The following is an 18,013-nucleotide window of genomic DNA, read 5'->3' on the forward strand; positions in this document are numbered from 1 at the left end:
TCATTCATTTATACCCGAGCCACCCGGTAGGCAGCCAGGAAATAACAACATCCGGAAAGTTCACCATGACCCAGCGTAGCACCGTCTTCGTAACCCCCGTCGCCACTCCCGCCCGCGCCATTCATGGCGCCGCCCTGCTCCTGCCCTGCCTGCTGTCGCTGGCCGTCAGCAGCGCCTGGGCCGAAGGCAATGTGGCCGCCGATCCCAGCATGAACACGGTGGTCGTCACCGCATCGGGCACGGCCATCGACATCAAGGATGCGCCAGCCAGTATCAGCGTCATCACGCGCGAGGAAATCGAACGCCAGCCCGTGTATGACTTGAATACCCTGCTGCGCCGCATCCCCGGCGTGACGGGCGGCACCAGCCCCACGGGCGAGGAATCGAAGATCAAGCTGCGCGGCTTGCCCGACAAATACACCCTGATCCTGGTCGATGGCAAGCGCATGGGCAGCTCGGCCGACACGGCTTACCGTCCCGACCTGGGCCGCCAGGACTTGAACTGGATCTCGCCCGAGATGATCGAGCGCATCGAAGTGGTGCGCGGCCCCATGTCGTCGCTGTACGGTTCGGACGCCATGGGCGGCGTGATCAACATCATCACCCGCAAGGTGCCGGGCAAGTGGAACGGCTCGGCCACGGCCAACTACACGCAGCCGCAAGACAGCGGCCGCGGCACGGCGCACCAGCTGGGCGTGAACCTGGCCGGCCCCCTGTCGGATTCGGTGGGCATGCGCCTCGGCGTAGCGCAATCGAAGCAAAATCCCGATGAGCGCAGCAGCGGCAAGGCGGGCGGCATTGGCGGCGAGCGCAACCAGACGGTCACAGGCCAGCTGAACTGGGCACTGAATAACAAGCACAGCCTGTCGCTGGACGCCAGCTATGGCCGCCAGGAAGCGAGCGATTCGCCCACGGTCGACGCCAATGGCAGGCCACTGTTCGGAGCCTGGGGCGCCAGCAAGCTGATACGCAAGAGCGCCAGCCTCGGCTATGAAGGCCGCTATGACTTCGGCAAGGCCAAGGTCAACCTGTACCACAACGATTATGACAACCAGTTCATCGGCACGGTGGCCAAGTCCAAGGACAGCACGCTGGACGCGACCCTGGAAAAACGCCTGGTCTGGGGCATCGAGCAATTGCTGGTGATGGGCGGCCAGTGGAAGCACCAGGAGCTGACGAACACGGACACCATCGGCACCGTGCCCACCGATTACCTGGGCAACCCCGTCAGCGGCGCGACCTTGTCCGGCACCACCTCGGCCCTGTTTGCGGAAGATCAGTTGTTCCTGCGCGAAAACTTGACGGCCACAGCGGGCCTGCGCCTCGACCACCACAGCAAGTTCGGCAACCACTACAGCCCGCGCCTGTACCTGGTGTACCACCCGCTACCTTCCTGGACCATCAAGGGCGGCGTGTCGCAAGGCTTCCGCGCCCCCAGCCTGAAGGAAAATGCACCGGGCGCCGCCACCCAGTCGGGCGGCAACGGCTGCAACGGCTTGCGCCCGATGGGCTACATCACGGGCGGCTGCTACATGGCAGGCAATGCGGACTTGAAGCCGGAAACGAGCACGGCGGCCGAATTTGGCGTGGCGTACGAACACAACGGCTGGGATGCAGGCTTGACGTATTTCCACACGGATTTCAAGAACAAGATCGACTATACGCCGCTCGGCTTCTTCCAGGGAGAATGGTGGACCAAGATGACGAATATCCAGAAGGCGCGTACCAGCGGGCTGGAAGGAACGTTGACCATTCCGCTGACGAAACATGTGAATTGGCGCAACAACCTGACGTATATGGCGGAAGCGAAAAACCTGACGACAGGCGTCAACCTGCTGTCGACGCCGAAAGTGTCGCTGTATTCGGCGCTGGGCTGGCAAGTCAACGACCAGCTGTTTGGCGAAGTGTCGGCCCAGTACACGGGCAAGGAACTGGACGCCGAAGCGCGCTCCTCGACGCGCCGCAAGCCCAACAAGGCCTACACCATCGTCGATGCCATCGTATCTTACAAGATCACGCCAAACTGGACCGTGCGTGGCGGCGTGGAAAACCTGTTCAAGAAAGGCCCGGCCAACGACGGTCTGGTCACCTATTACGTGCCGGGACGCCGCATGTTTGCAGGCCTGACGTCGCGTTTCTGAGGCGGCACCGCCCTGCGGCATGTGCCGCAGGGCTGGCGGGAGTACCCGGCCTTACTGCGCCGGCAAGCTTTGCGCGGGTGTCGCCGGCGCCAGGATAGCCGGCACGGGCGCGTGGAAGGGCGCCGGGGCCTGGACGGCCAGCCAGCCCGTGGCTGGCAACAGCGGTACCAGCAGCAGGGCCACGATATTGATGATCTTGATCAAGGGATTGACGGCCGGACCGGCCGTATCCTTGTACGGGTCGCCCACCGTGTCGCCCGTGACGGCCGCCTTGTGCGCGTCCGAACCCTTGCCGCCGAAATGGCCATCCTCGATGTATTTCTTGGCATTGTCCCAGGCGCCGCCGCCCGTGGTCATGGAAATGGCCACGAACAGGCCCGTGACGATGGTGCCCATCAGCAAGCCACCGAGCGCCGCTGGTCCCAGCAGCATGCCGACGACGATGGGCACCATCACCGGCAGCAGGGACGGTACGATCATTTCGCGGATGGCGGACGCCGTCAGCATGTCGACGGCCTTGTCGTACTCGGGCTTGGCCGTGCCTTCCATGATCCCCTTGATGTCGCGGAACTGCCGGCGCACCTCGACCACCACGGCACCGGCCGCGCGGCCCACGGCTTCCATCGCCATGGCGCCGAACAGATACGGTATCAGGCCGCCGATGAACAGGCCGACGATGACCATGGGGTTCGACAAATCGAAGGTAATGTGATGGCCCACCGATTCGAGCGCATGCGTGTAGTCGGCAAACAGCACCAGCGCAGCCAAGCCGGCCGAGCCGATGGCATAGCCCTTAGTGACGGCCTTGGTGGTGTTGCCCACGGCATCGAGCGGGTCGGTGATGGCGCGTACGGAATCGGGCAGGCCCGACATTTCGGCGATGCCGCCCGCGTTATCGGTGATGGGGCCATACGCGTCGAGCGCGACGATGATGCCCGCCATCGACAGCATGGCCGTGGCGGCGATGGCGATGCCGTACAGGCCTGCTAATTGATACGAGACGAGGATGGCGACGCAGACGGCCAGCACCGGATAGGCGGTGGACTTCATCGATACGCCCAGGCCGGCGATGATATTCGTGCCGTGGCCCGTCGTCGACGCTTCGGCGATGTGGCGCACGGGCTTGAAGTCCGTGCCCGTGTAGTACTCGGTGATGTATACCATCAGGCCCGTGAGCACGATGCCGACGACGGTGGCGCCCATCATCTTGTAGCGCATGGCGTCGTCCGGCCACAGCAGCCACGTGACCACGGCAAAGCCGATCAGCGACAGGCCTGCCGCCCACCACAGGCCCGTGTACAGGGCCGACATGATCTTCGCGCCCGGCTTGGTTTTCACCATCGAGCAGCCGACGATGGAGCCAAGGATGGAAACGGCGCCCAGCAGCAGCGGGTAGATGATGGCCTTGCTGCCGGCATCGGCCAGCAACAAGGCGCCCAGCAGCATGGTGGCGATCAGGGTCACGACATAGGTTTCGAACAGGTCGGCCGCCATGCCGGCGCAGTCGCCCACGTTGTCGCCCACGTTGTCGGCGATGACGGCCGGGTTGCGCGGATCGTCCTCGGGGATGCCCGCCTCGACCTTGCCCACCAGGTCCGCGCCCACGTCGGCGCCCTTGGTGAAGATGCCGCCGCCCAGCCGCGCGAAGATGGAAATGAGCGAGGCGCCGAAGGCCAGGCCGATCAGCGGCTTGATCAAGTCATGCCGGGTCAGGCCGGGCGCGCCCGTCGTCACCAGCAGCCAGTAGAACAGGGTCACGCCCAGCAAGCCCAGCCCCACCACCAGCATGCCCGTGATCGCGCCGCCCTTGAAGGCCACGTTCAGGGCCTGGTTGATGCCCAAGGTGGCCGCCTGCGCCGTGCGCACATTCGCCCGCACCGAGACATTCATGCCGATGAAGCCGCAGGCGCCCGAGAGTACGGCGCCGATCAAAAAGCCCAGCGCCGTATGCAAGCCGAGCAAGGCATAGATGGCGATCAGCAGCACCACGCCGACGATGGCGATGGTGCGGTACTGGCGCGCCAGGTAGGCGGCCGCGCCTTGCTGGATGGCCAGCGCGATTTCCTGCATGCGCGCGTTGCCTGGATCCTGGCGCAGGATCCAGCTACGCGACACCAAACCATAAATGACTGCGACCACGCCGCAGGCTACCGCAAACCACAAACTGGCTGCCATATTGTCCCCTTCTGTTTTTATCCGACGTCATTGCCAACAGCTGCAGACCGCACCGGGTAGGCACGCGCAGCCAGGAAAACACGACCTGCAAAAAAACTGAACTACGAAAACGATACGGCGCCCGGCTCAAGCGCGGGCAAAAAAAAGCGGACACTCAGGTCCGCTTTTAAAAACTGCTTATTCCGCCAGGGCAGCAAAGGCGCTGTCGCGGATTTGCTCGACCGGACCGACGCCGGCGATGCGGCGGTATTTCGGCGCGCCTGGCAAGCCGGACTTGGCCCAGTCGTTGTAATAGCCGAGCAAGACCTTGGTCTGGTTGTGATACACATCCAGGCGCTTCTTGACCGTTTCCGCCTTGTCGTCGTCGCGTTGGATCAGCGCTTCACCCGTGATGTCGTCGATGCCGTCGACCTTGGGTGGATTGAATTTGACGTGGTAGACGCGACCCGAACCAGGGTGGCTGCGGCGGCCATCCATGCGCTCGATGATCGATGCATCAGGCACGTCGATTTCCAGCACGTAGTCGACATTGATGCCGGCATCCTTCATGGCGTCCGCTTGCGCGATGGTGCGCGGGAAACCGTCGAACAGGTAGCCATTGGCGCAATCGGCTTCCTGCAGGCGGCTCTTGACCAGGCCGATCATGATGTCGTCCGAGACGAGGCCGCCCGCATCCATGACTTTTTTCGCTGCCAGGCCCAGTTCCGTGCCTTCCTTGATCGCCGCGCGCAGCATGTCGCCCGTGGAGATTTGTGGAATGTTGTATTTTTCTTTGATGAAATTAGCTTGGGTGCCCTTGCCGGCACCGGGTGCTCCTAAAAGTATCAGACGCATTGAAAAGTTCCTAAAAAACAGATTTTGGATGGTGGTATGTGTAATTATTTTTAGATGGTGTTGCTATAGCTATCTTTCCCTACGAAACTTACCACAAAAAATCCCCGAAGCGCCAGTTTGCTATCAAATTGCCATGTCCTGATTGATCAAAGCCAGCAATTGGCGAGACGGACGTTTCAAAATGTGGTTTTTACTGCAGGCGCACAATTTTATTTGCACGCCTGCCGTTTTGCGGGTAGCGCGTTACAGAACGCCGTAGTGGGCTTGCACCCTGGCAAGATCTTCCGGCGTGTCGACGCCGGCGGCCGGCGCGCTATCGGTCATATGCACGGCGATGGCCACACCATGCCACAGCACGCGCAACTGCTCCAGCGCCTCGATGGCTTCCAGCGGCGAAGCGGAGAGCGTTGGATACGTTTGCAAAAAAGCATTGCTGTACGCATACAAGCCGATATGGCGCAGCGGCACGTAGCCTTGCGGCAAGCTTTCACGCGACTGCGCGAAGCCGTCGCGGTGCCAGGGAATCGTCGCGCGCGAGAAATACAAGGCACGGCCGTTCTTGTCCAGCACGACCTTGACCACGTTCGGATTGAACGCCTCAAGCACATCGTGCAGCGGATGCGCGCAGGTGGCCATGGGCACGGTGGCGCTGATCTGCGCCGCGCAGGCGGCCAGCAGGGCCGGATCGATCAGGGGTTCGTCGCCCTGCAGGTTGACGACGACGGCATCCGGCGGCAAAGCGAGCGTGCGCGCCACTTCAGCGATGCGGTCCGTGCCCGACGGATGATCGCTGCGCGTCATGCACACTTCCACGCCATGCGCGGCGCAGGCGGCGCGGATGCTGTCATGGTCGGTAGCGACGATGACGCGTGCCGCGCCAGACAGCGCCGCCTGCTCGGCCACGCGCACCACCATGGGCTTGCCGCCCAGGTCGGCCAGCGGCTTGCCCGGCAGGCGCGTCGAGGCCAGGCGGGCCGGGATGATGACGATGAACGTCATCGTTATTCCACTGCGTCTTGCAGGGTGCGCGCTTCGTCCGCCCACATGATGGGGATGCCATCGCGGATAGGATAGGCCAGGCGGTCGGCGCGGCAAATCAGTTCCTGCGCCTTCTTATCGTGTTCAAGCGGACCCTTGCAAACAGGGCAGACCAGGATATCAAGCAGTCGAGCGTCCACGACATTTCTCCACAATTTGTTGGGCCAGCGCGCGATCGATGCGCGCACTGACGGGGACGACCCACAGTCTCGGGTCATCTTTGAGATATTCAATTTGCGCACATTTTACTGCATCCTTCTCGGTGATCAAGATCACATCCGTGTCGAGTGCCGCAAATGGCTGGTCGAGGAAGTCGTGATGATCGGGCAAGGGCAGTTCCATGAAGTCCAATCCGGCGCCGCGCAGCATGGCAAAGAAACGCTGCGGGTTGCCGATGCCGGCCGCCGCCACGATGCGCCGGCCGCCAGCCCTTAGGGTCGTCAAAGGCATGCGCTCGCTGCGGTTCACCATGCGTTCGGCCACGCTGCCATCGAGCAGCATCTGCACCACCAGCCCGCCCTGCGGCGCGACCCTGGCCACGAGTGCCGGCGCCAGCTCGGGCGCATTGATCACCGTTACATCGCGCCGGCGGCGCGGCGATTCGCGCAGAGGCCCGGCCGGCAGCAGCCAGCCGTTGCCGGCGCCGCGACCGTCGAACAGCACGATTTCCACGTCGCGCTGCAAGGCGTAATGCTGCAAGCCGTCGTCCGTGACCAGCACGTCGACGTCCGGGTGCGCAGCCAGCAGTGCCCTGCCCGCTGCCGCGCGGTCGCGTCCCACCATCACGGGGCAGCCGCCGCGCTGGAAGATCAGCAGCGGCTCGTCGCCCACCTGCTGCGGCGTGGAGGTGGCGGCGACGGCGCGCGGCAGCCGGTCGGCGCTGCCATGGCCGCGCGAAATGACGCCCGGACGCATGCCCGCGTCGCGCAAGGCTTGCACCAGCCAGATCGTCAGCGGCGTCTTGCCCGTGCCGCCGATAAAAATGTTGCCGACGACGACAACGGGCACGGGCAGGCGCGTCGATTTCAACACGCCGGCGCGGTACAGGACGCGCCGCACGGAACTCAGGGCGCCGAACAGCAGGGAGACGGGCCACAGCGCGCACGCCAGCGGGCCGCGCGTCAGCCAGGCGCGGGTGAGAGTGGTTTCGAGCTTGGCGGGGGAGGATGTGGGCATGGGGTGAGCGGTATGGGGCTGGGGTCTGACCCGGCGGGTCAGACCCCAATTTTGTTGCCGGTAACGGTAACGGCAGGAATTTACTTGCCGCCCGCCTGCGCCGCAAACGTCAGCTTTTCATAGCCGGCCAGGCGTGCCGCTTCCATCACGTGGATGACCATCTGGTGCATGGCGAACTGGTCGGCGTTGACCACCACCACGGGCGTCTGTGCGGGCGCCTTGCCGCCATTGGCCGCCTTGGCCGCATTTTGCAGGGCGTCGGACAGGCCGGCGACATCGCGGAACGAGACCGGTTCGCGGTTGACCGTGTAGTTACCCTTGGCATCGACGGTGACGTCAATTTGCTGCGGCTTGTCCTTGGCCTGCTCGGCATCAGCCGTCGGCAACGTGATCTGCAGTTCCGTAAATTTGCTGTAGGTGGTGCTGACCATGAGGAAGATCAGGATCACCAGCAGCACGTCGATGAACGGGATCAGGTTGATTTCGGGGTCTTCCCGCCCCTTGCCTTTGCGGAAATTCATTGGCGGCCACTGTGGACGATGTCGACGAACTTGACCGCTTGTTGCTCCATGTCAATGACGAAGCTGTCGACGAGGGCGCGGAAATGGCGGTAGAAGACCAGGGCCGGCATGGCGATGGCCAAGCCGAAGCCCGTGTTATACAAGGCCACCGAGATGCCGTGGGCCAATTGTGCGGGATTCGCGCCACTGGCGTTTTGCGAACCGAAGATTTCAATCATGCCGACCACCGTGCCAAACAGGCCCATCAACGGCGCCAGGGTGGCGATGGTGCCCAGGGTCGTCAGAAAACGTTCCAGCGTGTGGGCCACGCCGCTGCCCGCCTCTTCGATCGATTCCTTCATCACCTCGCGCGGCGCATCGACATTGCGCAGGGCGGCGGCCAGCACCACGCCCAGCGGCGAATTGTCTTCCAGCTTGGCCAGCGTGTCCGGCGTGATCTTGCCGCTGCGATATACCTGCACCACTTCATCGAAGAGCTTGCGGGGCAGGATCTTGCCACGTCGCAAATACAGCAGGCGCTCGATGATCAGGGCCAGCGCGATGATGGAAGCGATCAACAACAGCCAGATGGGCCAGCCAGCGGCTTGAAATATAGCGAGCAAAAGAAACTCCTGGTAAAGGGAAGGCGATGGACCGCCCGGACAGCCTGTATTGTACAGAGCGCCGAATAACGATGGCATGTCGGCGCTGGAATGGCGCAATGTAGCGCGTTGCCGCGCCGGCGGCAAGTGGCGCCTGCATGCGCACTTGCCCACACCGCGCAGCGGGCGCGCGCCGCCAGCGTAGTTTTGCACACTTTGTGTGGATAAGATTGTGAGCAAGCATGAAGTCCAGCATGCAAGCCCTTGATTTTCATGAGGATTATTGCACTGCGCAAAATACAGGCATAGCAGCTAATCGCCAGTAGTCAATATCATAAAATTAACAACTCTGGAGTTCTGCACATTTACTGTGGACAAGATTGTGCGCAAAGCCCAGAAATTAAATTAAGTCATTGATTTTAAAGGAAATTAAATCAATGCATAAAAAAGTGGCAGACGGCGCGAAACAAGCGGCATTGAGAGCGTCAAAGTTCTGCACACAATCTGTGGACAAGATTGTGCGCAAGCGCAAAGATAGGCGCCAAGTACATTGATTTATATCGTTTTTATTGCCCTGCATAAAAATGTAGCAAGGTGTAAAAAGCGCGGTTTTCCCTGCCAAAAAACGTCCTCAAACAACACTTTTCCACAGCCAGCGCAGTTCCGCACATAAAGTGTGGATAAGATTGTGAGCAAGCCGATTGACTCCATACAAGACCCTTGATTTAAAAGGAGTTTTTTTAAATGCTGAAAAATAAGGCAGCGATGCAGCCTGTGCATGCAGTGGAAAACTCGGACAAAACACGCAACGATTTATGCAGTTTTGCACACATTCTGTGGATAAGATTGTGAACAAGGCGTACACCTGGATGCTATCCCCTTGATTCATATGACTATTTTTATGCTGCGCAACATTCAGGCAAGCCTTGCCATGGCCGTTTCAGTAGATAATTCACGCGCCGGCGCCGAGTTCTGCACATTTTTTGTGGATAAGATTGTGCGCAAGGCCATGCATGGCATACTAAGCGCTTGATTCCTATGTACTTTATTTCCGTGCGCAAAAATGTAGCAAGACATTTTTCTTCGTCTAAAGTAGCCTGTCCAGCAACCTTCGTCTAAAGTAGCCTGTCCAGCAACGTTTGTCCAAGGCAAAAAGTTCCGCACATTTTCTGTGGATAACTTTGTGCGTAAGTGGCGGCGGCTGCACTGATGTGCTTGATATTAAAGGTTATTTTCCCTGTGCACGCAAATCAGGCATATGGGAATACTGCATGAAATAAAATACTTAGAAATAGAACTTGTTGTTTAGCGCGATATATGACATAAGCATGACCTCGCCGATAATATGTGGACAGCTTCTTTCCTTCCCCTTGCCTGATGATGAACGACACCCCGACTGACAGCGGCTTTGCCGCCCCTCCCGTGCTGACCGTCAGCGCCCTGAACCAGGCTGTCGCGCGCCTGCTCGAACGCTCGTTCCCCCTGACCTGGATCGGCGGCGAGATTTCCAACTTCACGCGCGCCGCCTCGGGCCACTGGTATTTCACCCTGAAGGACGATGGGGCCCAGGTGCGCGCCGTGATGTTCCGTGGCCGTGCCCAGCTTGCCGGCTTCACGCCGCGCGAAGGCGACAAGGTTGAAGTGCGCGCCCTCGTCACCCTGTACGGCGCGCGCGGCGATTACCAGATCAACGTGGAAGCCATCCGCCGCGCCGGTGTGGGCGCCCTGTATGAAGCGTTCCAGCGCCTGAAGGAAAAACTGGCCGCGCAGGGCCTCTTCGACCAGGAACGCAAGCGCGCTGTTCCCATGTTCGCGCGCAGCATCGGCATCGTCACCAGCCCGCAGGCGGCCGCCCTGCGCGATGTCCTGATCGCGCTCAAGCGCCGCGCGCCGCACGTCCACATCATCCTGTATCCCACGCCCGTGCAGGGCCAGCAGGCGCCGGAAAAAATCGCGCACGCCATCCGCACGGCATCAACAAGGGCCGAGTGCGACGTGCTGCTGGTATGCCGTGGTGGTGGCAGCATCGAAGATTTATGGTCGTTCAACGATGAAGGCGTGGCCCACGCGATCGCCGACTGTTCCATGCCCGTGATCAGCGGCGTGGGGCACGAGACCGATTTCACCATCGCCGACTTCGCGGCCGACCTGCGCGCTGCCACGCCGACGGCGGCGGCCGAATTGGCAGCCACGCCGCGCGCCGACTGGCTGGCCTCCCTGCGCGCCGATGCGACCGACTTGCGACGCGCCATGCGCCGCCGCCTCGACGATGCGGCGCAGACCCTGGACCGCAACAACCGCCGCCTGCTCAATCCCAAGGCGCAGTTGCAGCAGCAGCGCTTGCAGCTACTGGCCCTGTCGACGGCCATGACGCATGCGGCGCGCGCGCCCGTGAGCCAGTCGCAGTACGCGCTGGAGCGCCTGCGCAGCCGCTGGGTGGCCTTGCGGCCCGACGTCACGGTGCCGCGCGCGCGCCTGCTGGAAGCGCAGCGCCGCGGCGGCGCGGCCATGGCGCAGCTGGTGACGCAGCGGCGCCACCGCCTTGACGGCCTGGCGGCGCAGCTGGAACTGCTCAATCCGCAGCGCACCCTGGAACGGGGCTACGCCATCCTGCGCGACGAAAAAGGCGCCATCGTGCGCTCGCCGGCCCAGCTGCAGGCGCGCCAGAATGTCAATGTGCGCCTGGCCGACGGCAGCGCGCAGATCGGCATCGCCAGCGTGCAGGCGACGTTAGCATAAAAAAGGCCGGGGAAACTCCCCGGCCCAGCACCTACCCTACTGAGTGGACTGCAACGACTGTTTCACACTACGCCATCAGAACTTCATCGACACGCGCGCGCCAAACGTGCGCGGCGCGTTGTAGAAGGCGCCGTAGATCTGCTGCGTGGGCTGGCATGGCATGCCCACGTCCGTGCAGATTTCATTGACGTCAAGCTTGACTGCCTTGTCGGTGGCGTTCTGCACGAACGCTTCCACCGTATAGGCCTTGTTCGCCGGCTGGAAACGCAGGCTCAGGTCCAGCGTGGTGTAGGCTTCCTGGCGCTTGACGCCAGCGTGGCCCGGCACGTCACCATTGAACGCCCCCGCTCCCACGTACGACATGGTTTCATAATGCACCGAGGCGCGCGGCGTGAGCTGGCCACCGGCGACGGCGAAATCATGCTCGTACTGCACCGTGGTGGAGAACTTCGGCGCATGCTTCATGGTGCTGCCGCCCACATTGACCAATGGCGCCGTCGAGCCGCAGGACTGGCCATTCGCACGCGCCGCGTCGACATCGCACGACATGAAATCATCGTACACGGCTTTCAGCCAGGTGGCGTTGCCCGTCAGGCGGTCGACCGACGTAGGCCGCCACACCCACTCCGCTTCCAGCCCCTTGACGGTGGCACCGGCCGCATTGAAGTTGGCCAGCACGCTGTTGACCACCTGCGATTCGAGCTTGTCCTTGTATTTCATCAGGAAGGCATCGAGGTTCAGGGTCAGCTGACGGTTCAGCAAGTCCGACTTGAAACCGATTTCATAGCTGGTCAGTTTTTCCGGCTTGGTAGTGGCGCCGCCGTCGCCGATGGCTGGCGAATGGAAGCCCGTCGTCACGGAACCGAACAGCAAGATATCGGAGCGCAGCTTGTACTCGATGCGTCCCAGCCAGGTGGCCTGGCCATATTTCAGGTCGGCCGTATTGTCGCCCGGCGTATTGCCGCAGGTGGCGGCCGTGATGGCGCCACCGGGCCCGATATTGTGCGTATTGGCCAGGCCGGAGCCGGGCGTGACCAGCTGGCGCAGCTGGTCGGCAGTGAGGACCGTGGTGCCCAGCGGCGTGTTCGCGGGCCAGTTCGGGCATGCCCAGTTCTGGCCGCCGATGTCGAATTTATGGTCTTTCGTGTAACGCGCGCCGGCCGTCAGCTTGAGCGTATCGGTCACCTGCTGGCTGACCTGGCCAAACACGGCCTTTGATTTGAGCTGACGGTCGCCCTGGATGAAGGACATAGCCGAGGCGTACTGGCCGACGGTGGGCTGCACGAAAATCACGGCGCCGTTGGCGATATCCTGCTGCACGGCCGCCTGCGAAATCTGGCTGCGGTCGATATCGAAGCGCACCTTGTTCTTTTCATTGAACAGGAACAGGCCGGCCACCCACTGGAACGGCGCATCGTCGTCCGAGCGCGCCTGCAGCTCGTGCGAATAGCTGTCGAACTGCGCCCAGTCGGTGCGGTTTTCCGATTTGAAGCCGGGGAACAGGCCCGCATCCGAGTCGTTGCTGTTCTGGCGCTTGTAGCGGCTCCAGCTGCCCAGGTAAGTAAAGTCCAGCGCGTCCGTCGGCTTGTAATTGAGCTTGCCCTTGTAGGTCAAAATCGACTGGTCCAGCGTGCCCGGCGTGTCGATCAGGGCCGAACGCAGCTTCTCGCCCGGCTTCGGTTCGGCCGCCAGGTAGACGTTGCCGGCGCCCTGGTCGAGGAAGTAGTCGGCGATGAAGGTGCCGCGCAGCTGCGGCGTGATTTTCCACAGCAAGGACGCGCGCACGCCCATCTGGTCGCCCGCGCCATACTTGGCCGTGCCCGGCATGACGTTCGAGCCGCGGCGGAAGTCCACCGTGCCGTCGTGGCTATCCTTGATGGCGGCGATACGCAGCGCCACGTCGTCGGACAAGGGGATATTGAGCATGCCCTGCGTCTGCAGGTGGCGGTAGTCGCCCACCGTGATGCCGGCCGAGCCCATGAACTTGGCCGTGCTCGGCGCGGCCGACACCAGGTTGACGGCGCCTGCCGTCGAATTGCGGCCGTTCAGGGTGCCCTGCGGTCCGCGCGCCACCTCGACGTGGGACAGGTCATACATCAGCGCCGTGGCGCCCTGCGGACGCGGTGAATACACGCCATCGACATAGAAGGCGACGGCCGGGTCGCCCAGCTCCGTGTGGTTGGCCGAACCGACGCCACGCATGTAGACGTGCACACCACCCGAGTCGCCATGCTGCTCGACGACCAGGCTTGGGACCATGGTGGCGAGCGACGCCAGATCCTTGACCTGGTTGTTTTGCAGGGTGTCCTGGTTGAAAGCGGTGACGGCCAGCGGCGTCTCCTGCACGAAGGTGTTGCGGCGCGTGGCCGTGACGACGATGCGGTCCATCTGCTCGGCTGCCGGTTTTGCCGTGTCGGTGGCTGACGCCTCCTGGGCCATGGCGGCGCCGCTGCCCAGCAAGATGAACTGGGCGAAGGTCGCATGCGCCAGACTGAGGGCGATGGTGTTGCGTTTGAGCTGTTGCATTGTTGTTGTCTCCTGTACCGCTGGTTGAATGATGATCACATAGCTCTTTGGCTACTGCTGCACATTTTTTTGGGTGTCAATCTGAAGTCATGTCGCCTCCGTGCGGGGTCAATGGGTGGCCACGGCGCGCCCGGCCGTGTCAAACAGAAAGGCATGGCCCTCTTCCGGCGCGAAACCGATGGCGCTGCCCTGCGCCAGCGCGTGGCGCGCCTCGCCATGCAGCTTGATGGCCACCGCGTGCGGGCACCCGTCAAGCGTCGCATGGATGATCTGCGCGTCGCCCAATTGCTCGATCAGGGTGACAGTGGCACCGTAACCTTCATTGCGCGGCACCAGGCGCAGGTGCTCGGGGCGTATGCCTACCAGCATGCCGGCCTCGCCACCAAGGGTGTCGGCCAGGGCCGGCACGGCGGCGCACGGCAGGAAATTCATGCGCAGGGCGCCGATGAAGCCGGCCACGAACTGGCTGGCCGGGTGGCGGTACAGGTCCAGGGGCGCGCCCACCTGCTCCAGGTGCCCGCCGTGGAAGACGGCCACCCTGTCGCCCAGGGTCATGGCCTCGACCTGGTCATGCGTGACGTAAATCATGGTGGTGCCCAGTTCCTGGTGCAGCTTGGCCAGCTCGATGCGCGTCTGCACGCGCAGCGACGCATCGAGGTTCGACAGCGGCTCGTCAAACAGGAATACCTTGGGCTGGCGCACGATGGAGCGACCGATGGCCACGCGCTGGCGCTCGCCGCCGGACAGGGCCTTGGGCTTGCGCTCGAGCAGGTGCGTGATCTGCAGGATTTCGGCCACCTTGCCCACGGCCGCACGCACTTCGGCTTCTGGTTTACCGGCCAATTTGAGGGCAAAGCCCATATTGTCGCGCGCTGTCATGTGCGGATACAGGGCGTAACTCTGGAAGACCATGGCGATGCCCCGCTCGGCCGGCGCCACGTCGTTGGCCAGCAGGTCGCCGATGCGCAGCTGGCCCGCGCTGATATCTTCCAGTCCCGCGATCATGCGCAGCAGGGTCGACTTGCCGCAGCCGGACGGCCCCACGAAGACCATGAATTCACCGTCATGGATATCGAGGTCCAGGCCCTTGACGATTTCCGGGCCGTCGCCGTAGGTCTTGCGGATGCCGCGCAGGGAAATGGCGGCCATCTCAATGCTCCCCGGCCAGGACGGCAGCGTGGGACGCGCGCTGCGCGGCGATGAAGTCGCGGTACCACAGGGCGCTGTCCTTGAAGCTGCGTTGCTGCGTGGCGTAATCGACGTACAGCATGCCGAAGCGCTTGGCATAGCCAGAGTTCCACTCGAAGTTGTCCATCAGGCTCCAGTAGAAATAGCCACGCACGTCGATGCCCTGCGCGATCACGGCGCGCAAGGCGTCCAGGTGCAGCCGCACGTACTCGATGCGCGCTTGGTCATGGATCTTGCCGTCAAGGGGCTTGTCGGCGACGGCCATGCCGTTTTCCGTGATGAACACGGGCGGCAGGCGGTATTCGCGGTGCAGGCCGACCAGCAGCTCCGTCAAGCCCTGCGGGTAGGTTTCCCAACCCATGTCGTTGACGCCAAGCTTGCATTCAGGCTTGCGCGGCGGCGTCTCGGCGCTCATGAAAGCGCGCGTGTAGTAGTTCACGCCGAGGAAATCGATGGGCTGTTTAATATCTGTGAAATCGTTTTCAAAGATGCATAAAGCGGAAGCGTCGACGTGTTTCAGGGCCAGGGCCGGGTAGCGTCCCTTGAAGATGGCATCCATATACCACTGCACCGAGCGCGCATATTCAAGTTCGGCCAGCTCGCGGTCTTGCGCGCTGTCGGTGGCCGGAGTGGCCGTCCATTGATTGAGTACGATGCCCAGTTTGGCCAGCGTATTCACGGCGCGCATGGCTTGCATGGCCAGGCCGTGCGACAGCAGCAAGTGGTGCGACACTTGCACGGCGGCGGCCGGGTCGGCCATGCCGGGGGCGAACTGGCCCGTGCCGTGGCCCAGCACGGCCGTGCACCATGGCTCGTTGTGGGTGGCGATGCTGGCGACCTTGTGGCCAAAGCGGCGCGCCACCTCGGCTGCGTAGGCGGCGAAGTGATAGCAAGTGGCACGATTGAGCCAGCCGCCCTCATCCTGCAAGGCTTGCGGCAAATCCCAGTGATACAGGGTCAGGTGCGCATCGAGGCCCTTGGCGGCCAGCGCGTCGAGCAGGCGCGCATAGAAATCAAAGCCCGCCTCATTCCAGGCGCCAGAGCCGGCCGGCTGCACCCTCGACCAGGACATGGAAAAGCGGTAGGCGTTAACGCCCAGATTGGCGATCAGCTCCACGTCGTCTGCGTAGCGGTGGTAATGGTCGCAGGCCACGTCGCCATTGCTGCCGTCGATGATCTTGCCATCCGCGTGGCTGAAGGTATCCCAGATGGATGGGCCACGGCCATCGATGGCGGCGGCGCCCTCGATCTGGTAAGCGCTGGTGGCCACGCCCCAGGTGAAGGTGGCAGGAAAGTTGATGTCGGTGTCGTCGTTATGCATGGTGGTCATGTCAGTGTGAGTGGATGAAGAGAGTTCTAGCCTTTGACGGCGCCTTGAGTGAGGCCCTCGATCAGGCGTTTGGAGGCGACAAAAAACATCAGCAGCAGCGGCAGCACGGCAATCGCCGCGCCCGTCATCAGCGCGCCCCACTCCGTGTTGTTCGGCGCCTGCATGCTGCGCAGTGCCAGCGGGATCGTGTAGTTCTCGACCGAGCGCATGACGACCAGCGGCGTGATGAAATTGTTCCACGAGTTGATGAAGGTGATCAGGCCCAGGGTGCCCATGGCGGGGCCGATCAGCGGCAGCACCACTCGCCAGTAGATGGCGAATTCACCGCAGCCATCGATGCGTGCCGCCTCGATCAAGTCCCTTGGTATCGCCGTGCCGATGTACTGGCGCATCAGGAAAATGCCCAGCGCGCCGGCCGCGCCCGGCACGTACAGGGCGCGCGGCTGGTCCAGCCATCCCAGGAAATCCATCAGCATGAAGGTGGGGATCATGTTCATGAAGGACGGGATGATCATCGACGCCATTACCAGGGTAAACAAGGGCCGCTTGAAGCGGAACTCGTACATGGCAAACGCGTAGCCGCCCAGCGAGCAAAAGAACAGGGTCAGCGCCGTCGTCATCAGCGCCACGTACAGGCTGATGCCGATATTGCGCCAGAACGGCAGGCGCTCCTGCAGCAGCTCCAGGTTGTGCAGCAGGGCCGTGCCGAACCAGCGCGGCGGCGGCAGGCTGTAGATCTCCGCGCTTGTGTGACTGGCGAAGACGAACATGAAGTAGAACGGCGCGACCATGATCAGGGCGCCGATGGCCACCATGGCGTAGGCCGTCCAGCGGGTAGTTTTCATCGGGCCTCCTTGCATTTTTCTCTACGTTCGTTGCGGCTGAGGATGCGGTTATTCACCCAGGTGGTGCTGGCGATGATGAGGAACAGCAGCCAGGAAATGGCCGACGCCGTGCCGAAGTCGCCCGAGGAAAACGCCGTCTTGTAGACGAAGATGGCCGTCGTCATCACGGATTGGCTCACGCCACTCGACTCGGCCACCAGCACGAACGGCTCCTCGAACAGCTGCAAATTGCCCATGATGGTCAAGGTCACGGCCAGGTAGATCATGGGGCGCAGCTGCGGCAAGGTGATGTACCAGAATTGCTGACGCTTCGAGGCACCGTCGATGGTCGCCGCTTCATACAAGTCTTTCGGGATGACCTGCAGCGCCGACAGATACAACACCAGGTTCCAGCCCAGATAGCGCCAGAAAATCACGAAGGCGACGGCCGGCTTGATGAACAGCGAGCTGCCCAGCCAGTCGATCGATTCCGCAGGGAACAGGCCGCCGACCAGCGGCAAGCTGGCGCACCATTGGATCAGCACATTGATCTGCCCATAGTCGCGCGAAAACAGGGTATTGAAGACCATGGCGATGGCGACGCTGGACGTAATGAACGGTAAAAAGTAAATGCCGATCACCAGGTTGCGCGAACGCTTGAAGCTGTTGTGGATGAAGGCCGCCAGCGGGATGGCCACCAGGTGCTGCGGCACGCCCGAGGCCAGCGCCAGCCACAGGGTATTGCCCAGCGAGCGCAAAAACCACGGGTCCGTCAACGCATATTTGTAATTGTCCAGGCCCACCCACTGCATGCAGGGCGATTGCATGAAGCATCAGGTCGGCAAGCCCAAGACCTTGGCGAGATAGTCGGCATTCCAGCCAGCTTTTAAGCGTTTGGTAGCGATGCCGGCCTTGGTTGTCTTTTCGTTTTTCAGTAAAT

General features: G+C 62.3%; 15 protein-coding genes. 3 read left to right on the forward strand and 12 right to left on the reverse strand.

Going from position 1 to position 18,013, the window contains the following annotated elements:
- Positions 1–65 precede the first annotated feature (65 nt).
- Positions 66–2,141 (forward strand): TonB-dependent receptor domain-containing protein, encoded by a 2,076-nt coding sequence (locus tag CSZ94_RS03840; protein WP_102120290.1) that lies wholly within the window; start codon positions 66–68, stop codon positions 2,139–2,141.
- Positions 2,142–2,192: 51 nt separating this feature from the next.
- Here CSZ94_RS03840 and CSZ94_RS03845 read toward each other — a convergent pair whose 3' ends face one another.
- From CSZ94_RS03845 to CSZ94_RS03875, 7 genes are all read right to left on the reverse strand, one after another.
- Positions 2,193–4,316 carry a sodium-translocating pyrophosphatase gene (locus CSZ94_RS03845; RefSeq protein ID WP_102120291.1) on the reverse strand — a complete coding sequence of 708 codons (2,124 nt, stop codon included), beginning with the start codon at positions 4,314–4,316 and terminating at the stop codon, positions 2,193–2,195.
- Positions 4,317–4,493: 177 nt separating this feature from the next.
- A complete protein-coding gene (gene adk, locus CSZ94_RS03850) occupies positions 4,494–5,150 on the reverse strand; it encodes an adenylate kinase (RefSeq protein WP_102120292.1) in 657 nt (218 codons plus the stop codon).
- A 243-nt stretch (positions 5,151–5,393) separates the two neighbouring features.
- Positions 5,394–6,149, reverse strand: a complete 756-nt coding sequence (gene kdsB / locus CSZ94_RS03855; protein WP_102120293.1) for a 3-deoxy-manno-octulosonate cytidylyltransferase — start codon at positions 6,147–6,149, stop codon at positions 5,394–5,396.
- A 2-nt stretch (positions 6,150–6,151) separates the two neighbouring features.
- A complete protein-coding gene (locus CSZ94_RS03860; protein WP_010395789.1) occupies positions 6,152–6,328 on the reverse strand; it encodes a Trm112 family protein in 177 nt (58 codons plus the stop codon).
- Positions 6,309–7,364, reverse strand: a complete 1,056-nt coding sequence (gene lpxK, locus CSZ94_RS03865; protein ID WP_102120294.1) for a tetraacyldisaccharide 4'-kinase — start codon at positions 7,362–7,364, stop codon at positions 6,309–6,311. Before lpxK ends, CSZ94_RS03860 begins: the two co-directional genes overlap by 20 nt.
- An 80-nt stretch (positions 7,365–7,444) precedes the next feature.
- On the reverse strand, positions 7,445–7,885 hold the full coding sequence (locus tag CSZ94_RS03870; protein WP_102120295.1) for an ExbD/TolR family protein: 441 nt from the start codon (positions 7,883–7,885) through the stop codon (positions 7,445–7,447).
- The gene (locus CSZ94_RS03875; RefSeq protein ID WP_102120296.1) at positions 7,882–8,487 is read right to left on the reverse strand and encodes a MotA/TolQ/ExbB proton channel family protein; all 606 of its coding nucleotides are present in this window, start codon (positions 8,485–8,487) and stop codon (positions 7,882–7,884) included. Before CSZ94_RS03875 ends, CSZ94_RS03870 begins: the two co-directional genes overlap by 4 nt.
- A gap of 868 nt (positions 8,488–9,355) precedes the next feature.
- Between CSZ94_RS03875 and CSZ94_RS27885 the strand changes: the two genes are divergently transcribed.
- Both CSZ94_RS27885 and xseA read left to right on the forward strand, forming a co-directional pair.
- Positions 9,356–9,499: a hypothetical protein gene (locus CSZ94_RS27885; protein WP_180977354.1), complete on the forward strand. Its 144-nt coding sequence runs from the start codon at positions 9,356–9,358 to the stop codon at positions 9,497–9,499.
- 344 nt (positions 9,500–9,843) lie between these two features.
- Positions 9,844–11,205, forward strand: a complete 1,362-nt coding sequence (gene xseA, locus CSZ94_RS03880; protein WP_102120297.1) for an exodeoxyribonuclease VII large subunit — start codon at positions 9,844–9,846, stop codon at positions 11,203–11,205.
- A gap of 75 nt (positions 11,206–11,280) precedes the next feature.
- Here the strand turns inward: xseA and CSZ94_RS03885 are convergent, their stop codons facing one another.
- From CSZ94_RS03885 to CSZ94_RS03905, 5 genes are all read right to left on the reverse strand, one after another.
- Positions 11,281–13,731, reverse strand: a complete 2,451-nt coding sequence (locus tag CSZ94_RS03885; RefSeq protein WP_102120298.1) for a TonB-dependent receptor — start codon at positions 13,729–13,731, stop codon at positions 11,281–11,283.
- Positions 13,732–13,839: 108 nt separating this feature from the next.
- Positions 13,840–14,880 carry an ABC transporter ATP-binding protein gene (locus tag CSZ94_RS03890; RefSeq protein WP_102120299.1) on the reverse strand — a complete coding sequence of 347 codons (1,041 nt, stop codon included), beginning with the start codon at positions 14,878–14,880 and terminating at the stop codon, positions 13,840–13,842.
- Between the two features lies 1 nt (position 14,881).
- Positions 14,882–16,249 (reverse strand): GH1 family beta-glucosidase, encoded by a 1,368-nt coding sequence (locus CSZ94_RS03895; RefSeq protein ID WP_102120300.1) that lies wholly within the window; start codon positions 16,247–16,249, stop codon positions 14,882–14,884.
- Positions 16,250–16,275: 26 nt separating this feature from the next.
- On the reverse strand, positions 16,276–17,094 hold the full coding sequence (locus tag CSZ94_RS03900; protein ID WP_102120301.1) for a carbohydrate ABC transporter permease: 819 nt from the start codon (positions 17,092–17,094) through the stop codon (positions 16,276–16,278).
- Positions 17,091–17,900: a carbohydrate ABC transporter permease gene (locus tag CSZ94_RS03905; protein ID WP_102120302.1), complete on the reverse strand. Its 810-nt coding sequence runs from the start codon at positions 17,898–17,900 to the stop codon at positions 17,091–17,093. Before CSZ94_RS03905 ends, CSZ94_RS03900 begins: the two co-directional genes overlap by 4 nt.
- Positions 17,901–18,013 lie beyond the last annotated feature (113 nt).

Origin of the sequence: Janthinobacterium sp. ROICE36 (assembly GCF_002869965.1) — a bacterium.
In the GTDB taxonomy this organism is placed as follows: Bacteria; Pseudomonadota; Gammaproteobacteria; order Burkholderiales; family Burkholderiaceae_D; genus Janthinobacterium.